This window comes from Adlercreutzia rubneri (genome assembly GCF_009755265.1).
In the GTDB taxonomy this organism is placed as follows: domain Bacteria; phylum Actinomycetota; class Coriobacteriia; order Coriobacteriales; family Eggerthellaceae; genus Adlercreutzia; species Adlercreutzia rubneri.
The window spans coordinates 22,377-40,815 of the sequence record NZ_WPOO01000002.1 but is presented as its reverse complement, the minus strand read 5'-3'; the positions used below and the strand labels follow the sequence as shown (position 1 = coordinate 40,815).

Genomic DNA, 18,439 nt, shown 5'->3' with positions numbered 1-18,439 from the left:
CAAGATTATTGACAGTACCACGCCGTCATGTCGGAGACTATCACCTGGCGCGGGCGATCGACCGTCTCCCACGTGGAGAAGATGAGGTTGGGGTAAGGATCGCGCGCCTTGCGCTCGCGATCCTTCTTCTGATGCTTGGTCTCGGCGCGTATGCCCAGGTAGAGAAAGCATCTCCTGACGTATTCCGCGGACACCGTTATGCCATCGCTCCTCTTGAGGTAGGCGTGCACCCACCGGTACCCGTGCGAGGGGTGGGCGTCGTGGCAGCCTTGCACCAGCCGCAGCACCTTCGCGCGGTCTTTCGGCGGATCCCCGCCCCTCTTCCTCCACTTGTAGAAGCCGGAGCGGCTCACGCCGCACAGGCTGCAGAGCCCGGTTACAGGGAACTCCTTCGAGAGCGCCTCGATGATCGCGCACTCTTCTCGGATACAGGCACGAACTCTCCCGGCGTCCCATCTTCTCTCGGGATCCGGATGTAGCCTTTTTTTAGTCGCTCCAGCTCGATTCTGGTCTTGATGAGCTCGCGGCGCAGGGTCTCCTCCGTCTCGTCCACGCCCTCGGGAAGCAGGCTCGGCGTCTTCTTCGAGCGATACAGCCCGGAGAGCCCCTCGGCGCCGTACTTCTTGAGCCAGGTCTTGAACGCCGCCTCGCTCACGTTGTTGGCGCGGCAGAAGTCGGAGAGCTTGATGTCGGGATTGCTCCTGTAGAGCCTTATCAGGAGCTCCTTCTCCAGAGGGTTGAGTATATTGTTGGACATGGCAGGCTCCCATCGTTCGGAAAGAGGCGATGGCGACTCCATTATCGCCATCGCCGACAGACTTTTGAAGATGGAATTCCGGAATTCACTGTCTACTTAGACATTAGCAGCACTCAGGCGCCGAGGGCGCGCAGGGGAATGACGTAGATACCCTCTTCGGCTTGGTAGGCATACTCGCCCGTGCCCGTCAGAACCGCCACGAATTCGGGCGGCCGGGTGCGCGCATGGGGGTTGCGCGTCACCTTCTCACGCACGCGCTTCAGAGTCGCCACGCCCGCATCGGCCTTCGCGATGCCCAGCTTGAACTCGAAGGCTGCCCACCGCCCGTCGGGCAGCTCGACTATGGCGTCCGCCTCAAGGCCGGCGTCGTCGCGGTAATACCTCACCGGCACGGCCGGAGCATCGGGCAGCGCCTGCGCGTACACCATGAGGTCGCGCACGCACATGTTCTCGAACACCAGCCCGAACGTCTGCCAATCGGCGAGAAGCGCCTCCTCGTTCATGCCGAGGAGCGCCACGACCAGGGAGGGGTCGGCGAGGTAGCGCTTCGGCTTCACCGAGAGCCGTTTAGGGGATCGCCTCGCCGGCACCCAGCCCGGCACCTCTTCGATTACATACATATTCTTCAGCAGCTCGAGGTACGAGGCCACCGTAGCTGTCGTCGTCAAGGGCTCATCGCCGCCCGATACGTCCGCGAGAAGCGTCTTGTAAGTTGCTGCCTGCCCCAGGTTTCGCGCGAGGGAAAGCGCGATGCGCCGTGCCAAACCTCCGTCTCGGCCGTGGCGCGGGACGCTTTCCGAGAACAATAGGTTCAGGTACTCCCTTGCGGTGAGAAGAGATTGGCTCGGGGAAAGATCCAACGTCTCGGGCCAACCACCGCGGCACGCCGCAGCGGCAAGGGAGGCCGCGTCCCCCGGCACCGTGGCCCGCGCAAATTCTCCGCGGAAAAGCGCGGCCAGGGAAACCTGACCTGTCGAGTCGCCCGATTCGGCAAGGCTCATCGGGTGCATGCGAATGCGGCCTATGCGGCCGGCGCCGCTGTGCATCGCTCTCGCCTGATCCTCGTCTTTCGCGAGAGGGGTGGAAGAGCCCGTTAAAAGCCACGCGCCGCGCAGCCCCCGCTTGCGATCCACGGCATGGCGAACGGTGTTCCAGATGGCCGGTGCAAGTTGCCACTCATCAATGACGTGGGGCTGCTCGCCCGCAAGCATCGCCTGAGGGTCGGATTGGGCTAGGGCCAGGGCGTCGTCGACGTAGCTGACGCTTTCGCCGTGGCGACAGGCCGTCCAGGTTTTCCCGCACCATTTCGTTCCGGCCACTTCCACCGCCCCGAAAATCTCAAGGTAGCGGCGCACTTGGTCGTCGACAATGCGAGGCAGGTATTCGTCTCGCGGAGGCAGTTCGTTGGGCATAGCGCGCTCCTGTTCGCGTTTCGCTTCTTAGCGCATTGTAGCCTTTACCGGGTGTTTCCGATAGTCACTTTGCAAAATCCTAAAATTTCACTTTGTATTTTCCGACATTCTCACTTTGCAAAATCCGAAGATTCCACTTTGTATTTTCCGGATTTTGCTTCGAGCTTCGAGCAGGCGGATGTCAAACCCCCCAATCTTGGCGTGGCGGGCACCAGATCCCGGCTCCTGAAGAGGGACGATTGATTGTCATATTCAAAATAACGAGATTTTACAAGAAAAACGAGACTTTCAGGTACAAAATAACGAAGATTGGAAGGGGCGAGCTGTAGCGCTGTTAGATTTTCGGCAGCGAGATCTTCGGCAATCCTGCTTCGGGAAGGAGAACCTCACCGCACTTGCGGCTCGTGCCGAAATCCAGTGTCACTCGCTATGAAATCAGCGCAGCTGGAAACGGGAATAATCAGTAGGGCGTTTTGCGCTATAGGGAGTACTCTTTCAGGAGGCGCTCTAGGGCTTCCTGATCACCAAGAAGCAAAATGTCTTGCTCTCTCCCGTCTGCGAGAAGGCGGTTGATTAACGCTGAGATGCGAGCGGCCTCTTCCTTCTTTCCTTGCTCGAGGCCTTGCTCGAGGCCTTGCTCGAGGCCCTGCTCGAGGCCCTGCTCGAGGCCCTGCTCTTCTCCGGCCTCATAGCCCTGCTTGAACCCCACTTCGCTATAGAACTTCTTAGCTTGGCGAACACGACGCTCGGCGTTGGCCTCCACAGTACTGACGGATATCATCTCGCTCATCACCTTATCATCGTCGTTGGCCGCTACAACCAGACGGTCAATTTGGGCCACAAGATCATCGCCCTCCGTAACGGTACCGTCCTCGATGTATTGTAGCAAGGATCGCAGCTTCTCGTCGTCCTCTTTTACCCACGCGCTTCCGTTAAGGACGATCCACGTGCAGCGCGTATCCAGCTGACAGTCATTATTCTCCAAGCACCTCGGTTCAATGGTATACACGGGGAGACCGCAGCCGAACGAATCGTGAACGCAGAGAAAGATAATATAGCTGCGAGGTAAGTCCTCGTAGTCATCTCCTTTGTGGAGCAGATCGCTATCGATCACCGATTGGTAATAGCGGAGTCTGCATCCAAGGTAGTATTCAGCCTGCGCTTGCATTTCGATGTTGAAGGCTTTTCCCTCCCCTTTTACATAAGCGTCGAGCCTCACGCCGCGACCCTCAATGCTGGGATCAATTGACAAAGGCCTCAGCCAACTTGGGAGATGGGAACCAAACCGCTAATCTTGGCATGGCGGGCACCAGGTCCCGGATCCTGAGGAGGGACGGTTGATTGTCATATTCAAAATAACGAGGTTTTACAAGCAAAAAAACGAGAACTTCAGGTACAAAATAACGAAGATTTGTTGGCGGAGGCGCTGCATTATTGCCTCGCGAGGGAGGCTATGGCGGTGCCGATTATGGAGAAGGCGGCGCCCATGAGGACGACCCAACCCAAGACGAGCTTTCCCGGCAGCGACGCCAGCGCCATGACGAAATACCCGATGCCCGGTATCTGGTTCACGGCGCGGCCGACCACGTTGTCGTACAGCGCCGGATGCGCGTCGATGCCTTCGTTGGCGTCGCCGCGGGTGATCAGTTCGCAGTCTTCGTAAAGGTTTTCCTCCACGCGGTGAATGACGACTTCGTCATTGCGCCAGAAGACCGCCACGTCACCCACGGCTAACGCCTCGGGCTCGATGGGTTCGGCGTACACGAGGCTGCCCACGGGAAATGACGGCTCCATGGATCCCGATACGATGGTATAGGATTGCAATCCCATGAAGCGCGGCGCCACTGTTGCGCTGATAGCCAGCAGGGCAACCGCCGCCAGGAGCACGGCACCGACGATCGAGCAGAGCCGCGACACAATGCGCAACCGCGCGAGGCGCTTCTTAACGTCGCGCGCAAATGCATCCGACGTCTCCGCCGGCCCTGAAACGCCGAGCGAACCTGCCGGTATGTTAGCTACTGCATCAGTCATGGAAATCATGGGGTCGATGGATTGTTTGCTCTGTCTTTTCCTTAGTCAATAGCTCATCTTTTACTATCAAGCACAGATACGCGCGAAGCCCCGAAGAGCCTCGCGCGTATCCCTCATGGTATCTCAATCAGGCGGTTGCCTGCGACTCCCGACACATCCTAGTTCTCGTCATCCTTTCCTGCACGACGCCGGCGGCCGGCCACGATAAGGGCGATCAGACTCGCCAGCACGATGAGGCCGATGCCCAGGATCGGCAGCATGTCGCCAGTCTGGGCCAGAATCGTGCCCAGCGGCACCTCGCGGGTGGTTTCGTGCTCGCGCTGCTCGACCTCTTCAGCGTCCATCATAGTGTCGTAGAGGGTGATGGTGTTGTCGGACAGCTCGGCGTTGCCGTTTTCCGTGCCCTTGGTGATGGTCACGTTGCCGTAGTTGTCGATGACGAACTCAACGTCGTTGGCCAGGCGGTACTCACCGGGAGCCTCCACCTCGCGCAGGAGGTAAGTGGTGCCGACGTTCAGTGTCTTCGCCAGCTTCTGGGGAGCCTTGCCCGAAGTCCAGCTGGCCACTTCCTTTCCCGATTCTTTATCGAGGATGACCAGCTTGGCGCCTTCCACCCATTCGTGGGTGCGCGTGTCCAGCTTGTTCACCTCGATTTGGGTGGTTTCGTCGTAGACGCCGCCGTCCTTGTCGTAGGTCAGCAGGATGTTGCCGTCGGCGCTGTGGCCGGGCTTGGTCTGGTCATCGGCCGCGGTCGCCTCGGCTTGGGCGGCGATGGCAGCCTGCAGAGCCTGAGCCTCAGCAGCGGCCAACGGAGCGGCAGCGGCTTCCGTTTCGGCGGCGTCGAAGTACTTGGTGTCAGTGTACTTCAGGGCATAGCCGTTGGCGGACGTCGCATCTTCCACGAGGTAGAAGTAGGGGCTGCGGAACTCGCTCACGGTATGGCCCGCGGGCGCAGCCGTTTCCTTGAAGTAGTACAGGTTGTTGGTGGCAAGGCTCACGTTCTTGTAGGTGATCCAGCCGCCCTCCTCGGAGGTCGCCTCAGCGAGCCAAATGTCGCCCTGCGGGTTCTCGTTCACCATGTACAGCGCGTAAGTGGCGCCCACCAGGCCCTCATCGCGATCGGATACGCTGGTCTTGCGCACCTGCAGATCCATCGGACGCGCCTTGTTGTTGATGGTCGGGTGCCAATCGGGATTCAGCTTCGACATATCGCCGATGTTGCCCGGCTGGGTCTCATAGTCGGCGTACTGCTCGTCGAAGCGGACGTTCTGGTTGGCCGCGGCGTCCCACCAGCCGTAGTACATGTCGGTGCACACCAGCTGACCGGTCGCCTCATCTTGCTCGATGACCGTGGTGAAGGTGATCACCTGATCGCTGTACAGCACGGATTGGTCGTTCATGCCGCCCTTGCTGGTGTCCTCGATGACGCGGTAGTAATAGGTGCCGGGCTTGGTGTAAGCCAGGCAGCTGGGGTTCTCGAGGTCGCCGGAAACGTTGTTCGCCTTGTCGAAGTCGACCATGCCGAACTCGTCGTTAGTAGTGGCGGAGATGAGCTCGCCCTCGGTGTCGTTGTAGTTCGCCACCTGAATGAGCTTGAAGGCGAACTCGCCAGACTTGATGGCGCGGCCCTCGAGGTTCTTGACGATCTTCGGATCGACGTAGCACACCTGATCGACCGGCTCGCCGCTAGCAGCGTACACGCTATAGCTGGCAGCGCTGATCAGATCGTAGGTGTCGGTATTGTAGAACGCTGGGAGCTCGCCTTCGGGAAGGGTCAGCGGGTTCAGCGGGGAGTTGATGTCGTCAGCGTAACCGAGCACCGTTCCAGTGGCGGTGAGGTTGCGCGTATTGGCAGCGTCTTCCGCGACAGTCACCTTCACGACATAGGCCGTGGTGTCCTTGACGGCCTCATCGCCGTCCTCGGTGATGAGGTAGTAGTGGTCGCCCACATCGTTCTGGAAGCCCTCGCCTTCGCCTTGCTGCTCATAGTTGATTGCGGGGAAGGAGATGAAGGCGTGGCCGTCGGTGAGGTCGGCGGCGGCAATGCTGGCCGTCCACTGCTGGAGGTTGTCGTTCGACACGAGCACGTTCGCCAACGGCTCACCGGCTTCGGGGGCGCGCTCGATCTCCTGCAGAGTAAAGCTGCAGTCATGCGGAGCGCCCAAGCCATAGAAGAACTTGTCGGCCTTGAACTGCCAGGTACCCTTGGGCGTGGCCACATTGGTGAAGGTGACGCCGATATCACCGGCTACTTCCTGCAGCTCACTCGAATCGGAAACCGTCTTGTAAACCTTCTTGGCCGTGCTCAAGCTACGGCCGTCTTCAGACAGCGTCGTGGTGATCTTCACAAGATAGGCCGTGGTGTCGTACACGACGCCCGCCGTTGCGCCTGGCTGCTCGGCAATGACGTACCAGTGGGTTTCTTCGGCAGTTGTGGGTGCATAGTTGAATTTGAAGGTCTTGGCGTCTGTTCCTGAAACTACCTCGGAGGTAGAGTCGGCTACCGCGATGGTGGCTGTCTCGTCCGAATCCGTCAGCGCCTGCTCGGCCAGATTGACGGAATTCTTCAGCGTAATCTTGTTACCAGCCTGATCCACCAGGGAGTCGATATTCGCCGTAACATCCTTAAGCCCGAATGTGAATGTGTTAGCCGCGATGCCATCAGCGATCTTCGTCACCGGAATGTTCACAGACGTCTTCAAATCCAGCGTGTTCGTAACTGTTGCAGCATCGTCGCCCGATTGATTGCCAATCTGCACCGAGTTGACCGTGGTGGTGTAGGTCGTGGAAGTCAGGAGAACGTTGTTGTCCTTTTCTTTGTAGCTAGCCACCTCTTTTTTGACATTCAGACTGACATGAACATCGATACCGTCGGGAATAGAAGACACAAAACCCGCGTCTTTCTGTTCATTAGTTAATATCTCCTTCAAAGAGAAGGTTTTTTTCTTTCGGGCCTTCGGTACTGAAACCAGGCAATATAAATTTCAGATCACCGTTCTCGGTGTATCCTTCGTATGTCTCATTCGTTTCTTTGTCAGTTAACTCGAAGCGGAAAACGTCATCGGAGCCAATGTCTAGAAGATCACCCAAGCTGTTAACAATTTTCTTCGTCAGTGAAACCGTGTAAGGGTTCACCGTGGTTTTTTCTTCCGTGTCGAACTTTCCGAACTTGATCGCGCCGTTGCAGGCAATACCACCGCCGTGAGTTCCACTTTTGTTTCCTGTTATGATGACACTTCGAGCTATGTTCACATTATCGGCAGTAGCCGTGTTAGTAAGACAAAGGGTGGCATCATGGGATTCATAGCTCTGGCCCACAGGAATACCGATTTCCCTTGACCACAATCCAGTATCGCTCACCGAACAACCGTTCACGGGAGGCATGCCAACCTCGAACCCCCGCCAAGCAAGAGTTTCTCCATCCCCACGCACGAGAGTATTATCCGCAGAAACATAGCTCGCGAGAGTACAATAATAGTCTTGTGCAAGATCAACCTTAAAAGACTTGCTCACATAATCCTTATTTTCAAGAGTATATTTTGTGCTCCATCCGTAGGTAAGCTTACCATCGACTACGTTGCCAGGATTCTCCCCGTTTAGTAATTTGTCAATTTCGCCTTCGCCCATACCAGTAAGGAAGAAGTCGCCCGAGGGAACATTCTTACCAGAAGAAACAACAGACGCAGGAACATTGAACCGCAGCACCGTATTCAAAGGATAGCTCGTTCCCGAAGCAGTGTTCTTGAACACTGCGGCGCTGCTTTCCAGCTGGCCTGCACTGGTTGTTTCCTTCTCTCCGATAATAATTTTCGCATGAGGGCAGCCAGCAACGCCTCCACCCAGACCAGCAGCGCTGTTGTTCGTAATAAGGGCAGAGGGAATCATCAAGGTGCCATTATTGTTGATATAAATGCCACCGCCGCCCCAGTCGGTAGTAGTCTCTGTTTCATTGTTAATGATGGAACCACCAGTTATCTTGGTGTCTTTTGCGTCAGTAAAAATTCCGCCGCCTTCATGGGCACGCAAAGGACCATCGGAGTCATCCGTTTTATCGGGGTCTTTTGCTTTGTTACTGGAGATCTCGCCGCCCGTCATTTCGAAGTGACAACCATTCCACACGAATACACCGCCACCAGCGCCCGCTTCGTTCTTGGTGATGGCGCCGCTGTGCATGATGAAGCTAGCCCCGTCGTTCACAAAAACGCCGCCGCCTACCGTGCCTGCGCCGTTGTTGAAGTTACCAGGGCTCTCCGATCCTTTGCCACCTGTAACGGTTGGTCCTACACCGTTTTCTGTGCCGAGAATGACCTTGCTGTTAGAACCAACTATCGCTATGACAGAACTGATACCCGATCCCTGGATTGTGCCTGCCCCCACAATGGACAGCGTAGCGCCGCTGGTCACTCTGATGTCGCTGTGAAGCGTGCCATTGACGGTGAGGGTGTAGGCTCCATTCCCGCTGAAGGTCAGAGGGCTAGAGGTGTTGGTCACGTCGCCTTCAATGGTATGCGATTCGTTGTTGGCCAACGCCGTGGAAGTCGTATCCGCGGGAGTTTCGGCGCCTGCGTCGGGATTCTCCTCGGGGAGCGCCGTCGCCATGATCCCGGCCTCTTCGCCTGCAGGCGGCTCTTCCCCATCGAGAGTTGCACCGTCTAAAACGTTTTCTTCTGAGAGGACCCCCTCCTCTTCACCTTCAGCATTTTCCGCACCTTCGGCGCCTTCCAGATCGTCCGTATCTTCGACGGATTCTTCCGTGCCCGTGTCGGCTAGGACGTCGTCCTTGGAGCCGTAGGCGATGTTGATCTGGGGGACAAGGGCGACGATCAGTAGGATCGACAGGGCGATTCCCAAGAATTTGATGATCGATTTGTTCTGCAGCAACTTGGTCATGTCGTCCTCCTCCCTTTAAGCGTTCATCGAATCGGTTGCGGTTTGCTCGTTCTTTTTGCGGCGACGCATCCACCAGTAGATGCCAAGGCCGGCGACCACGAGAACGATAGCGCCCGTGGCTACGACCAGCGCCATGCCCGAGCCGGAGGTCGCCACGTCCTGGGCGAGGCCGGAGTACAGCGGGTTCTCGTCGTCGACGATAGCGCGCTCAGTACCGGTGTCCTGGCCGCCAAGCGTCGCCAGCGGATTGTCATCGTCGTTGATGACCGCGGCGGCATCGCCTGTGCCCACACCGGCATCAACCGTTGCCGGCGCCGTAGCATCGGCAGCGGCTCCTTCCGCAGCGGGGGCGGCAGCAACCGGAGCGGCCGTCATCACTGTGGTGCCCGGCACCGTCACCACGCGCTCGGTGTCGACGATCTGCGTGCGGCGAATAGTGATCTGCGCGCTGAGCTCGTCGTTCACATCGCGGTAGTAAATGGTGTAGGTACGCGCCGGTGAGAAGTAGGCATGGCGGATGGCCGTTTCCTGACCCGCCAGACGCACGTAGGTGTCATCGCCGAGCGCGAACTGCTCCTCGCCGAGGATGTTCACGAAGTCGTTCGTTTCGGGATCGATGGTGATGGTCTCACTGCGGAGAATCTGGCTGTTGGCGATGTTCATGTACTGCACGGTGATGTCGTAGGTATCGCCCGGCGTGTAGTCCTCCGGCACGTAGTAGACGTACTGGAGCACGTCGGTGCCCTTTTCCAGATCTTCCCACGCGTAGGTGATGGGCTCCATATTGCCAGACCACGGCACCAGACCGTTCTTCGGGGCCGGGGTGTAGGTGGCCGTCTGCTCCGGGGTGACTTCGTAGTGGATCTTATCGATAAGAGCACCCGTCTCACCGTTGATTTCCATCACGGTGAGGTTGACCTTCTTCGTAGTGGCCTGCGAGACGTACTTCGCCGTTACCGTGCGGCCGGCCGGATACTCGCCCGCTTCGAAGGCGACGACGGGATTGCCCTGCTGGGTCTCCGCCGAGCGGGCCCCAATGGCCACATTGTCGTCCGTCGCATTGGTCTCGATGGTCCAAGAATCCAGCGTGTAGTAGTTGACGCCCCACTGTCCCTTGTCGCGGTCGGTGGTAGGCGCATCCGCTGCATTCGTGACAGCGCTCATCGAAAAGGAGTTCGGCAGGGTGTATTGGTAGCCCTTGCCCTTCACATCTACGCTGTCGGTCCACAACGTATTGCCGTTATCGTCCACATAGTTAATGGTGACCTGATAGGCGCCGGCTTCGGTGTTCTTCACTTCCATAACGCGAATCTGCTTCGTGGCCTGCTCGGGCGTCAGCATGATGGTGGAGCCGGTGAGACGCTGGATGACGCGATAATAATGCGTGGTCTCCTGGCCGGCCTCATCGGTAGTCGTCTTGAAGAAAGACTTCTTGATAGCAACCTCTTTGCCTTCGCCGAGGTTTTCCACGATTTCCGTTTCGATGATGTTGCCATCGACATCGACGTACTTGACGGCGCCGGAGATGGCGGCAGCGTCAACTTGCTCGTAGGTGACGACGAGGCGCTGGCCATGAGTGGTGTCAGCGGCCTGCACCTCGGCTTTGGGCTCGCCATCCTTGGTGGTTTCCGCGCTTTGGAAGACAATGGGGATGTCGCCCGTGAGGTTCTTATAGTAGCTGGCACCAGCGCCGACCGTTTCCGCGAACTTGTCGTTTTTGGGATCGATCGTGCGAATGCCGAGCACCTTCCACTCATCCTCATTCGGCACGGCGGGGTCGTTGACAAGCTTCGCGTAGATGGGGCAAATAGTGCCCGCGTACAACGGGTCACCGCCGCGCTTCGCGTCGAACACTTTCACGGTATAGGCAGGGAAATTGTTCGGGTCGCCAAACACGTCATGCAACGATTGCGGCACCGAGGCTGGGGCCTCGGCATCCTGAGCCGCCGGAGCCGGCTGTGCAATCTTCAGCGCGACAATTTGGGCGATGCGAGAGGAGTTGGCATCGCCAGCGTAGTCGGGCGCGGAAGTGTCGGCATCCTTTGCCTCGGGATCGGTATCCTGCGTCTCGGGAATAGCGTAGGCGAAACGCGGCGCGATGGTTTTGCCGTCTTTCTCAACCTCTATATAATATAGATGGTCTTCCCCGCGCCGTTTTCCACGCGGAAGAGATCCCACATACCATCTTCAGCTGTGGGGGTCATGAAATCGATGCCGTGAATTTCGCCGCTCTTGACCGGGTCGACTACAGGAGCGGCAGGAGCTTCTGCCGCATCACCATTCGAAGGGTCATCGGCAAAGGCCTGGGCAACGAAAGAAAGACTCGCTGCCGGAAAAGCCAACGTAGCTGCAAGAGTAAAGGCTAGAAGGCTTCGGCCGAAAATTCTCTTTTCAGCGAGACCCCCCATGACCGATTTCCTCATTTGTGTCTCCTCTGCTGCTCGCGATCGCCTCTGGTGCTATATGCACCTATACGCGCGCGAAGCGGGGGCTTCGGGCGCGTCGGCGATCCTCTTCTCCTCGTTGATTGCGAAGAGCCGCCTCTCTTCGTCAGCTGATTCGCAATCCTGCTCTCTTGCTTGCTATTTTAGACGGCTCATCAGGCTATTGTCTACCCGTCAAATCATCTTTTAGCAAGCTAGCTCTCTGTCAATGCTAAGGATCACTTTATTGATCTGAGATTTTTTGTCTACTGCCAAAAATGACAACAAATGAGACAATTATGGCTTCTCTTCAAATTGCAAGGCTTTGACCTGGTGATTCTTCGCTATTTCACAGAGACCCCGAAAGAAGATGACTAGGTAAATGACAGGGTAATGACTATATTAAAACGCCCTGCAAGGAGTCAATCTGTGGCAAACAATAACTACTTTTCAACGAATGGCACTCAGCTAAGCGAGTGGCAATGCGTTAGGGATGACTCATGTCCCCTTCCTTGCTTCTACTTCCCTTAACAGGCAGCTACAAAAAGACGAACACCCAAAGGTGTTCGTCTGATTCGTTTATGGTGGAGCGTAGGGGGATCGAACCCCTGACCTCAGGCTTGCAAAGCCCGCGCTCTCCCAGCTGAGCTAACGCCCCATGGCATGCACTAGCAGTCATCACTTTGCTCGTTCGGGATTTCGTCAGTTTAAAGAAAATCGGCCGATTCTGGCCCGAAATATAATAAACGCTCCACCGGCTAACTCGGCTCACGGTGGAGCGTTTATCGCAAAGTAATGGTGGGCCCGAATGGATTTGAACCAGCGACCTCACGCTTATCAGGCGTGCGCTCTAACCAACTGAGCTACGGGCCCTTGAAAAAGTGCTTGACTATCTTAAGCCTGTTTCATAGGTGAGGTCAAGGAAAATTTTCCCGATTTCAAAAACGTACACGACACGCCGCGAACGGCACGAGTAGTATCCTCTTAATCAGAATATGAATTATTTCACCTTCCGTGACAGCATCCTCCCTTTCGATGCGCAAAAAGCGACTTATACAGACATTCGAAACTCCAGGATGCAAGAATTTTGAGTTATACAGGCAAACCTGCTCCTGTTTTATTTCGGAAATGCCTGTATAAGTCGCTTTTCGCGTCCTAGACTCAATGTTTTTGTCACCGGAAGATGGGCTTAAGCGGTTAAACATTCCAAAAGTTTAAATAAGCTTGGTTCAACAATGAGACAATAGACATCAAACATAGAAAGCTCAATCTGCAATCATGTTCTCATCGAACTAGAGTAAAGGACAAAGCATGGTTCCGTTGAAAGTGTTGACATTGGTGGTGGCGGGGCAGAACCAGCCGTCCGTGCTGGTTCTGCAACCCGTAGAGGAGACACCAGCGGGGAAGGCGCGCGTTGTGCCCATTTGGATTGGCCCCACCGAGGCGGCACAAATCGGGATGGCACTGGAGCATGTGAAGTTCGCGCGGCCCATGACCCATGACCTCATGCTAGATGCGCTCACCAATTTGGATGCGCGCGTCGATTCCATGGTGATTTACGGATCGAAGGGGCAGATGTTCTTCGCGCACCTGGTTCTTTCCCAGGGAGGACGACTCATCACCTTAGACGCCCGGCCGAGCGACGCCATTGCCCTGGCGCTTCGGCAAGATGCGCCGCTCTATATTGAAGAGACGGTACTTGACGCTTCTTCGTTCCCGTTTCTCTTCAAGGGTGAGAAGCAGACGGAAGAGGAACTGGCGGCGTTCAAGACATTCCTCGACCATATATCCCCCGAGGATTTCGGAGATATCGAACAGCTTTAGTTTTCTTTCATCTGTGATAATATAACTGAACCAGCAAAGTCCGTGTGCGGGCGGGACCTACTACAAAGGAGGTTTCGCCTATGAATGAATTCCTGATTGCTTTGGCCGCCATGGCCAACGTGGTGACAGCTTTGCTATCACTGTGGCGGGAGTATAAGCACCAACGGATGGAGAGGATAGACAAGAGGGACTAGCAGCAACTAGTCCCTCAAGTTGTTAACCCGCTCCGCCCGCTCAACCGTTAACCAAACGACGGGCTTTGCTGGTGTTTCTACTATAGCACGTTTTCTAACGTTTTGCTACTCTTCTGTCGCTTCTCCCTCGTCGCCCAGATCGTCGTCGAGGTCGTCGAGGTCGTCGATGGCGAGAGTGCCTTCCTCGCTCTCCTCCTCGAGCAGGCCCATCTGGTTCTCGTCGGCGGGTGCCGCCTTCTTGGCCTTCTTCTTGCCGGTGGAGGCGATGGCCACCGCGCACACCTTGTCCTTGTCGGCGACGTTCATCACCTTCACGCCCTGGGTGGAACGGCCGAGCTCGGAGATGCCCTTCACCGGGGTGCGCACAATGACGCCGTCCTCGGAGACAATCATGATCTCGTCATCGGGGCCGACGATCTTCATGACCGACAGCAGGCCCTTCTTGTGGGTCATCGTAATGGTGTAGACGCCCTGGCCGCCGCGATGATGCTCGGGGTATTCCTCGATCTTCGTGCGCTTGCCGTAGCCCTTTTCGGTGATGACGAACAGGTCAGTGCCGGGCTTGGCGATTTCCATGCCGAGCACGTGAGCGTCGGCCGGCATGTTCATGCCGCGCACGCCCATGGTGCCGCGGCCCATGGCGCGAGCCTCCGACTCATCCCACAGAATGGCCTTGCCGGCGCTGGACACCATGATGACCTTCTCGCCCTTGGCCACGCGCTTCACGGAGATGAGCTCGTCGCCGTCCTTCAGGTTGATGGCGATGAGGCCGTCGCGGCGCGTGCGGTCGTACTGATCCATGGAGGTCTTCTTCACGTTACCCTGAGCCGTGGCGAACATGAGGAACTCCTCGGCCGGGAAGTCCTTCGTGGCGATAACGGCCGAGATGGACTCGCCCTTCTCCAGCGGCAGCAGGTTCACGATGGCCGTGCCGCGGGCATGACGGCCGGCCTCGGGGATCTCGTACACCTTCAGGCGGTAGACCTTGCCCTTGGTGGAGAAGAACAGCATGTAGGAGTGCGTGGAAGCCACAAACAGGTGCTCCACGAAGTCGGCGTCCTTCAAGTTCACGCCTTGCATGCCCTTGCCGCCGCGCTTCTGCTGGCGGTAGGTGCTCACGGGCAGGCGCTTGATATAGCCGGCCTTGGTCATGGTGACGACCATGTTCTCTTCGGCGATGAGGTCCTCCACCTCGATATCCTTGGCCTCGCCGGTCAGACGGGTGCGGCGCGGGGTGTTGTACTTCTTCTTGATCTCTTGCAGCTCTTCCTTGATGACCTGCTTCAACAGGTTCTCGTCGGCAAGGATCTGTTTGTAGTAGGCGATCTTCTCGCGCAGCTCGGCCAACTCTTCCTCGATCTTGGTGCGCTCCAGGCCGGTCAGGCGGCGCAGGCGCATTTCCAGGATGGCGTTGGTCTGCTTCTCGGAAAGACCGAAGCGCTCGGTGAGGCGCGCAGCGGCTTCCTTGTCCGTCTCGGAGGAGCGGATGATGTGGATGACCTCGTCGATGTTATCGAGCGCGATGATGTAGCCCTCGAGGATGTGCTCGCGCTCCTCGGCCTTGGCCAGCTCGTAGCGGGTGCGACGGGTGACGACGTCTTTCTGGTGCTCGATGTAGTAGAAAAGAATCTCCTTCAGCGAGAGCACGCGCGGGGTGCCGTTCACCAGGGCCAGCATGTTGCAGCCGAAGCCCACTTGCAGCTGGGTGTGCTTGAACAGCTTGTTCAGCACCACCTGCGGGATAGCGTTGGACTTCAGATCGATGATGATGTCGATGCCCTTGCGGTCGGCGGCGTCGTGGATGTTGCTGATTTCGGGCAGCTTCTTGTCGCGCACCAGCTCGCCGAGCTTCTCCAGCAGGCGCTTGCGGTTCACCTGGTAGGGGATTTCCTTCACCACGATGGAGGCGCGGCCGTTCTTCTTTTCCTCGATCTCGCATTTCGCACGGATGGTGAGGTTGCCGTGGCCGGTCTCGTAGGCATCAAGAATGCCCTTCTTGCCCATGATGAGGCCGCCCGTGGGGAAGTCGGGGCCGGGCATGGCGCCGAGGAGGTCTTCCGTGGTGCAGTCTGGGTTGTCGATCATGAGGCAGGTGGCGTCGATGGCCTCACCCAGGTTGTGGGGCGGGATGTTGGTGGCCATGCCGACAGCGATGCCGTTCGAGCCGTTGACCAGCAGATTCGGGAAGCGCGACGGCAGTACCGTAGGCTCCTGCAGCGACTCGTCGTAGTTGGGCTGGAAATCGACCGTTTCCTTGTCCAGGTCGCGCAAAAGTTCCATAGCCGGCTTGTCGAGACGCGCCTCGGTGTAACGCATGGCAGCGGCGGAGTCGCCGTCGATAGAGCCGAAGTTGCCGTGGCCGTCGATGAGGGGCAGGCGCAGGCTGAAGGGCTGGGCCAGGCGCACCATGGTGTTGTACACGGCGGAGTCGCCATGGGGATGGTACTTGCCGATCACGTCGCCGACGGTACGGGCCGACTTCATGTGCGGCTTGTTCGGCGTGTAGCCGGACTCGTTCATGGCGTACAGGATGCGGCGATGCACCGGCTTCAGGCCGTCGCGTACATCGGGCAGAGCGCGGGAGACGATAACGGACATGGAGTACTCGAGAAAGGAGGTCTGCATCTCCTTGCCGAGAAACGCTGCGCGCACGATGGTGCCCTCGCCGCCGTTGGCGCCCTCGATGATGGAGCCGTGGGGGTTGGGCATGTCCACCATCAACGAGCGGGCTCGCTCTTCCTCGGAGATGAAGCCGGGCTCGTTGCCATCTTCGTCGGCGTCTTCCACGTCTTCTTCTTCATCGAGGGTGGAGCTGGCGCTGGCGAGTTCCGCGTCATCGTCGCCCTCATCGTCGGTGTTCACTTCCTCGGCCAGGTACAGGGCGTCCTCCTCGGCGGCCTCTACCTCGTCGCGGTCGTCGTCGAATTCGTCAAAGTTATCAGCCATTTAGCTCTCCTAAATATCCAGGAAGCGGACGTCGCGGGCGTGTTTCTGGATGAATTCCTTGCGAGGCTCCACCTGCTCGCCCATAAGCTCGCTCACCACGCGCTCGGCCTCCACGGCGTCGTCGATGTTCACCTGCAGAAGCGTGCGGGTTGCCGGCTCCATGGTGGTTTCCCACAGCTGCTCGGGGTCCATCTCACCGAGGCCCTTGTAGCGCTGAACATCGAACTTGCTGGGGTCGTCGTACTCGGCCAGGGTGGCGGACAGCGCCTTCTCGTCGTAGATGTAACGCTCGACCTTCGGGCTGCGGGAATTCTTCTTCTTCAGGCCGAAGATGGGCGGCTGGGCGATGTAGATGTAGCCGAGGTTGATGAGCTCGGGCATGTAGCGGTAGAAGAACGTCAGCAAGAGGCAGCGGATGTGCGCGCCGTCGACGTCGGCATCGGTCATGATGATGATGTGATGGTAGCGGGCCTTCTCGGCGTCGAAGTCCTCGCCGATGTTGGTGCCGATGGCCGTGATGAGCGAGCTGATGGTGTCGGAGGACAGCGAGCGGTGCAGGCCGGCGCGCTCCACGTTCAGAATCTTACCGCGCAGAGGCAGGATGGCCTGGAACTTGCGGTCGCGGGCCTGCTTGGCCGAACCGCCTGCGGAATCGCCCTCTACAATGAAGATTTCGGACTGGGAGGCGTCCTTGCTGGCGCAGTCGGCGAGCTTGCCAGGCATGCTGAACGAGTCGAGCACGTTCTTGCGACGGGTCATCTCGCGAGCCTTGCGAGCAGCCTCGCGGGCCTTCAGCGCCTGGGTGGCCTTGCCGATGATGCGCTTGGCCGGCGTGGGGTTCTCCTCCAGGTATTCGCCGAGGCCCTGGGCGACGGCGTTTTGCACCAGCGGGCGGATCTCGGTGTTGCCGAGCTTCGTCTTCGTCTGGCCCTCGAATTGCGGATCGTGCAGCTTCACGGAGATGATGGCCGCCAGACCCTCGCGGGCGTCCTCGCCGGAGAGGTTCGGATCCTTCTCCTTCAGAAGGCCCTTCGAGCGGGCGTAATCGTTGATGGTACGCGTAATGGCCTGCTTGAAGCCGTCCATATGCGTGCCGCCCTCATGGGTGTTGATATTGTTGGCGAAGGCCATGACGGAGTTGGTGGAATAGGAGCTGGACCACTGCAGGGCCACTTCCACGGTGCCGTCGGCGTTCTCGGCCTCGAAGTAGATGGGCTTGTTCAGGGTCTCCTTGCCGTCGTTCAAGAACTTCACGAAGTCGACGATACCGCCCATGGCCTGGAACACCTCAGTGCGGGGGTTGCCGTCGGCGTCGGTGATGCGCTCGTCGGTGAGGATGATTTTCAGACCGCGGTTCAGGAAGGCCATCTCGCGGAAACGGGCGGCCAGGGTGTCGTAGTCGTACACCGTGGTCTCGGTGAAGATGTCGGGGTCGGGCCAGAACGTGACCGTGGTGCCCGTGTGCTTTGCCTTACCGATCTCGTGCAGCTTGGTCTTGGTCTTGCCGTGATCGAAATCGATCTCGTATTCCTTGCCATCGCGGCGCACCTGCACTTCCACCTTCGTGGAAAGGGCGTTCACAACGGAAACGCCGACGCCGTGCAAACCGCCGGAAACCTTGTAGCCTTCACCGCCGAATTTGCCGCCGGCGTGCAGAATGGTAAGCACGACCTCGACGGTGGGGATCTTCTCCTTGGGATGCTTGTCCACGGGAATACCGCGGCCGTTGTCCTCGCAGGAGATGGAATTGTCGGGATGGATGGTCACCTTGATGGTATCGCAGTACCCGGCCAGGGCCTCGTCCACAGCGTTGTCGACCACCTCGTAAACCAGGTGGTGCAGACCGCGGGGGCCGGTGGAGCCGATGTACATGCCCGGGCGCTTGCGAACAGCTTCAAGTCCTTCTAGAACTTGAATGTCAGAACCGTCGTAGTGATCTGGTTTGTTTGCCACTGACACTCC

General features: G+C 58.0%; 12 protein-coding genes and 2 tRNA genes. 1 reads left to right on the top strand and 13 read right to left on the bottom strand.

What is annotated here, in order from left to right:
- Positions 1-5: 5 nt before the first annotated feature.
- The 11 genes from GO707_RS01725 to GO707_RS01675 all read right to left on the bottom strand — a co-directional run bounded on the left by GO707_RS01725 (position 6) and on the right by GO707_RS01675 (position 12,386).
- Complete coding sequence (locus GO707_RS01725) at positions 6-287, bottom strand: hypothetical protein (RefSeq protein WP_157011815.1); 282 nt, start codon at positions 285-287, stop codon at positions 6-8.
- Between the two features lie 89 nt (positions 288-376).
- Complete coding sequence (locus GO707_RS01720) at positions 377-808, bottom strand: helix-turn-helix domain-containing protein (protein WP_198160973.1); 432 nt, start codon at positions 806-808, stop codon at positions 377-379.
- Positions 809-870: 62 nt separating this feature from the next.
- Positions 871-2,169 carry an ATP-binding protein gene (locus GO707_RS01715; protein WP_114538862.1) on the bottom strand — a complete coding sequence of 433 codons (1,299 nt, stop codon included), beginning with the start codon at positions 2,167-2,169 and terminating at the stop codon, positions 871-873.
- Between the two features lie 478 nt (positions 2,170-2,647).
- Positions 2,648-3,421: an Rpn family recombination-promoting nuclease/putative transposase gene (locus GO707_RS01710; protein WP_232325506.1), complete on the bottom strand. Its 774-nt coding sequence runs from the start codon at positions 3,419-3,421 to the stop codon at positions 2,648-2,650.
- A 179-nt stretch (positions 3,422-3,600) separates the two neighbouring features.
- A complete protein-coding gene (locus GO707_RS01705) occupies positions 3,601-4,200 on the bottom strand; it encodes a signal peptidase I (RefSeq protein ID WP_173111216.1) in 600 nt (199 codons plus the stop codon).
- Between the two features lie 158 nt (positions 4,201-4,358).
- Complete coding sequence (locus tag GO707_RS01700) at positions 4,359-7,031, bottom strand: Spy0128 family protein (RefSeq protein WP_157011811.1); 2,673 nt, start codon at positions 7,029-7,031, stop codon at positions 4,359-4,361.
- A gap of 79 nt (positions 7,032-7,110) precedes the next feature.
- Positions 7,111-9,090, bottom strand: coding sequence for an autotransporter outer membrane beta-barrel domain-containing protein (locus tag GO707_RS01695; protein ID WP_157011809.1), 1,980 nt, complete (start codon positions 9,088-9,090; stop codon positions 7,111-7,113).
- A 15-nt stretch (positions 9,091-9,105) separates the two neighbouring features.
- Entirely contained in the window at positions 9,106-11,268 is a 2,163-nt protein-coding gene (locus GO707_RS01690; protein WP_157011807.1) for a MucBP domain-containing protein, read from the bottom strand.
- The gene (locus tag GO707_RS01685; RefSeq protein ID WP_157011805.1) at positions 11,214-11,513 is read right to left on the bottom strand and encodes a hypothetical protein; all 300 of its coding nucleotides are present in this window, start codon (positions 11,511-11,513) and stop codon (positions 11,214-11,216) included. Before GO707_RS01685 ends, GO707_RS01690 begins: the two co-directional genes overlap by 55 nt.
- 582 nt (positions 11,514-12,095) lie before the next feature.
- Positions 12,096-12,171: transfer RNA gene (locus GO707_RS01680), tRNA-Ala, on the bottom strand.
- Positions 12,172-12,309: 138 nt separating this feature from the next.
- Positions 12,310-12,386 (bottom strand) — tRNA-Ile (locus GO707_RS01675).
- 438 nt (positions 12,387-12,824) lie between these two features.
- On the opposite strand from GO707_RS01675, the gene GO707_RS01670 reads away from it, so the two are divergent.
- Complete coding sequence (locus GO707_RS01670) at positions 12,825-13,337, top strand: bifunctional nuclease family protein (RefSeq protein ID WP_157011803.1); 513 nt, start codon at positions 12,825-12,827, stop codon at positions 13,335-13,337.
- Positions 13,338-13,636: 299 nt separating this feature from the next.
- On the opposite strand, the gene gyrA is transcribed toward GO707_RS01670, so the two are convergent.
- Positions 13,637-16,240, bottom strand: a complete 2,604-nt coding sequence (gene gyrA, locus GO707_RS01665) for a DNA gyrase subunit A (protein ID WP_418655103.1) — start codon at positions 16,238-16,240, stop codon at positions 13,637-13,639.
- 246 nt (positions 16,241-16,486) lie between these two features.
- On the bottom strand, positions 16,487-18,430 hold the full coding sequence (gene gyrB, locus GO707_RS01660) for a DNA topoisomerase (ATP-hydrolyzing) subunit B (protein WP_335878660.1): 1,944 nt from the start codon (positions 18,428-18,430) through the stop codon (positions 16,487-16,489).
- Positions 18,431-18,439: the final 9 nt, after the last annotated feature.

Bases quoted from the DNA above. Each gene is read 5' to 3' on its own strand.
- GO707_RS01720 (WP_198160973.1), bottom strand. From the start codon at position 808: ATGGCGATAATGGAGTCGCCATCGCCTCTTTCCGAACGATGGGAGCCT.
- GO707_RS01715 (WP_114538862.1), bottom strand. From the start codon at position 2,169: ATGCCCAACGAACTGCCTCCGCGAGACGAATACCTGCCTCGCATTGTC.
- GO707_RS01705 (WP_173111216.1), bottom strand. From the start codon at position 4,200: ATGACTGATGCAGTAGCTAACATACCGGCAGGTTCGCTCGGCGTTTCA.
- GO707_RS01695 (WP_157011809.1), bottom strand. From the start codon at position 9,090: ATGACCAAGTTGCTGCAGAACAAATCGATCATCAAATTCTTGGGAATC.
- GO707_RS01685 (WP_157011805.1), bottom strand. From the start codon at position 11,513: ATGAGGAAATCGGTCATGGGGGGTCTCGCTGAAAAGAGAATTTTCGGC.
- GO707_RS01670 (WP_157011803.1), top strand. From the start codon at position 12,825: ATGGTTCCGTTGAAAGTGTTGACATTGGTGGTGGCGGGGCAGAACCAG.
- gyrA (WP_418655103.1), bottom strand. From the start codon at position 16,240: ATGCCCAACCCCCACGGCTCCATCATCGAGGGCGCCAACGGCGGCGAG.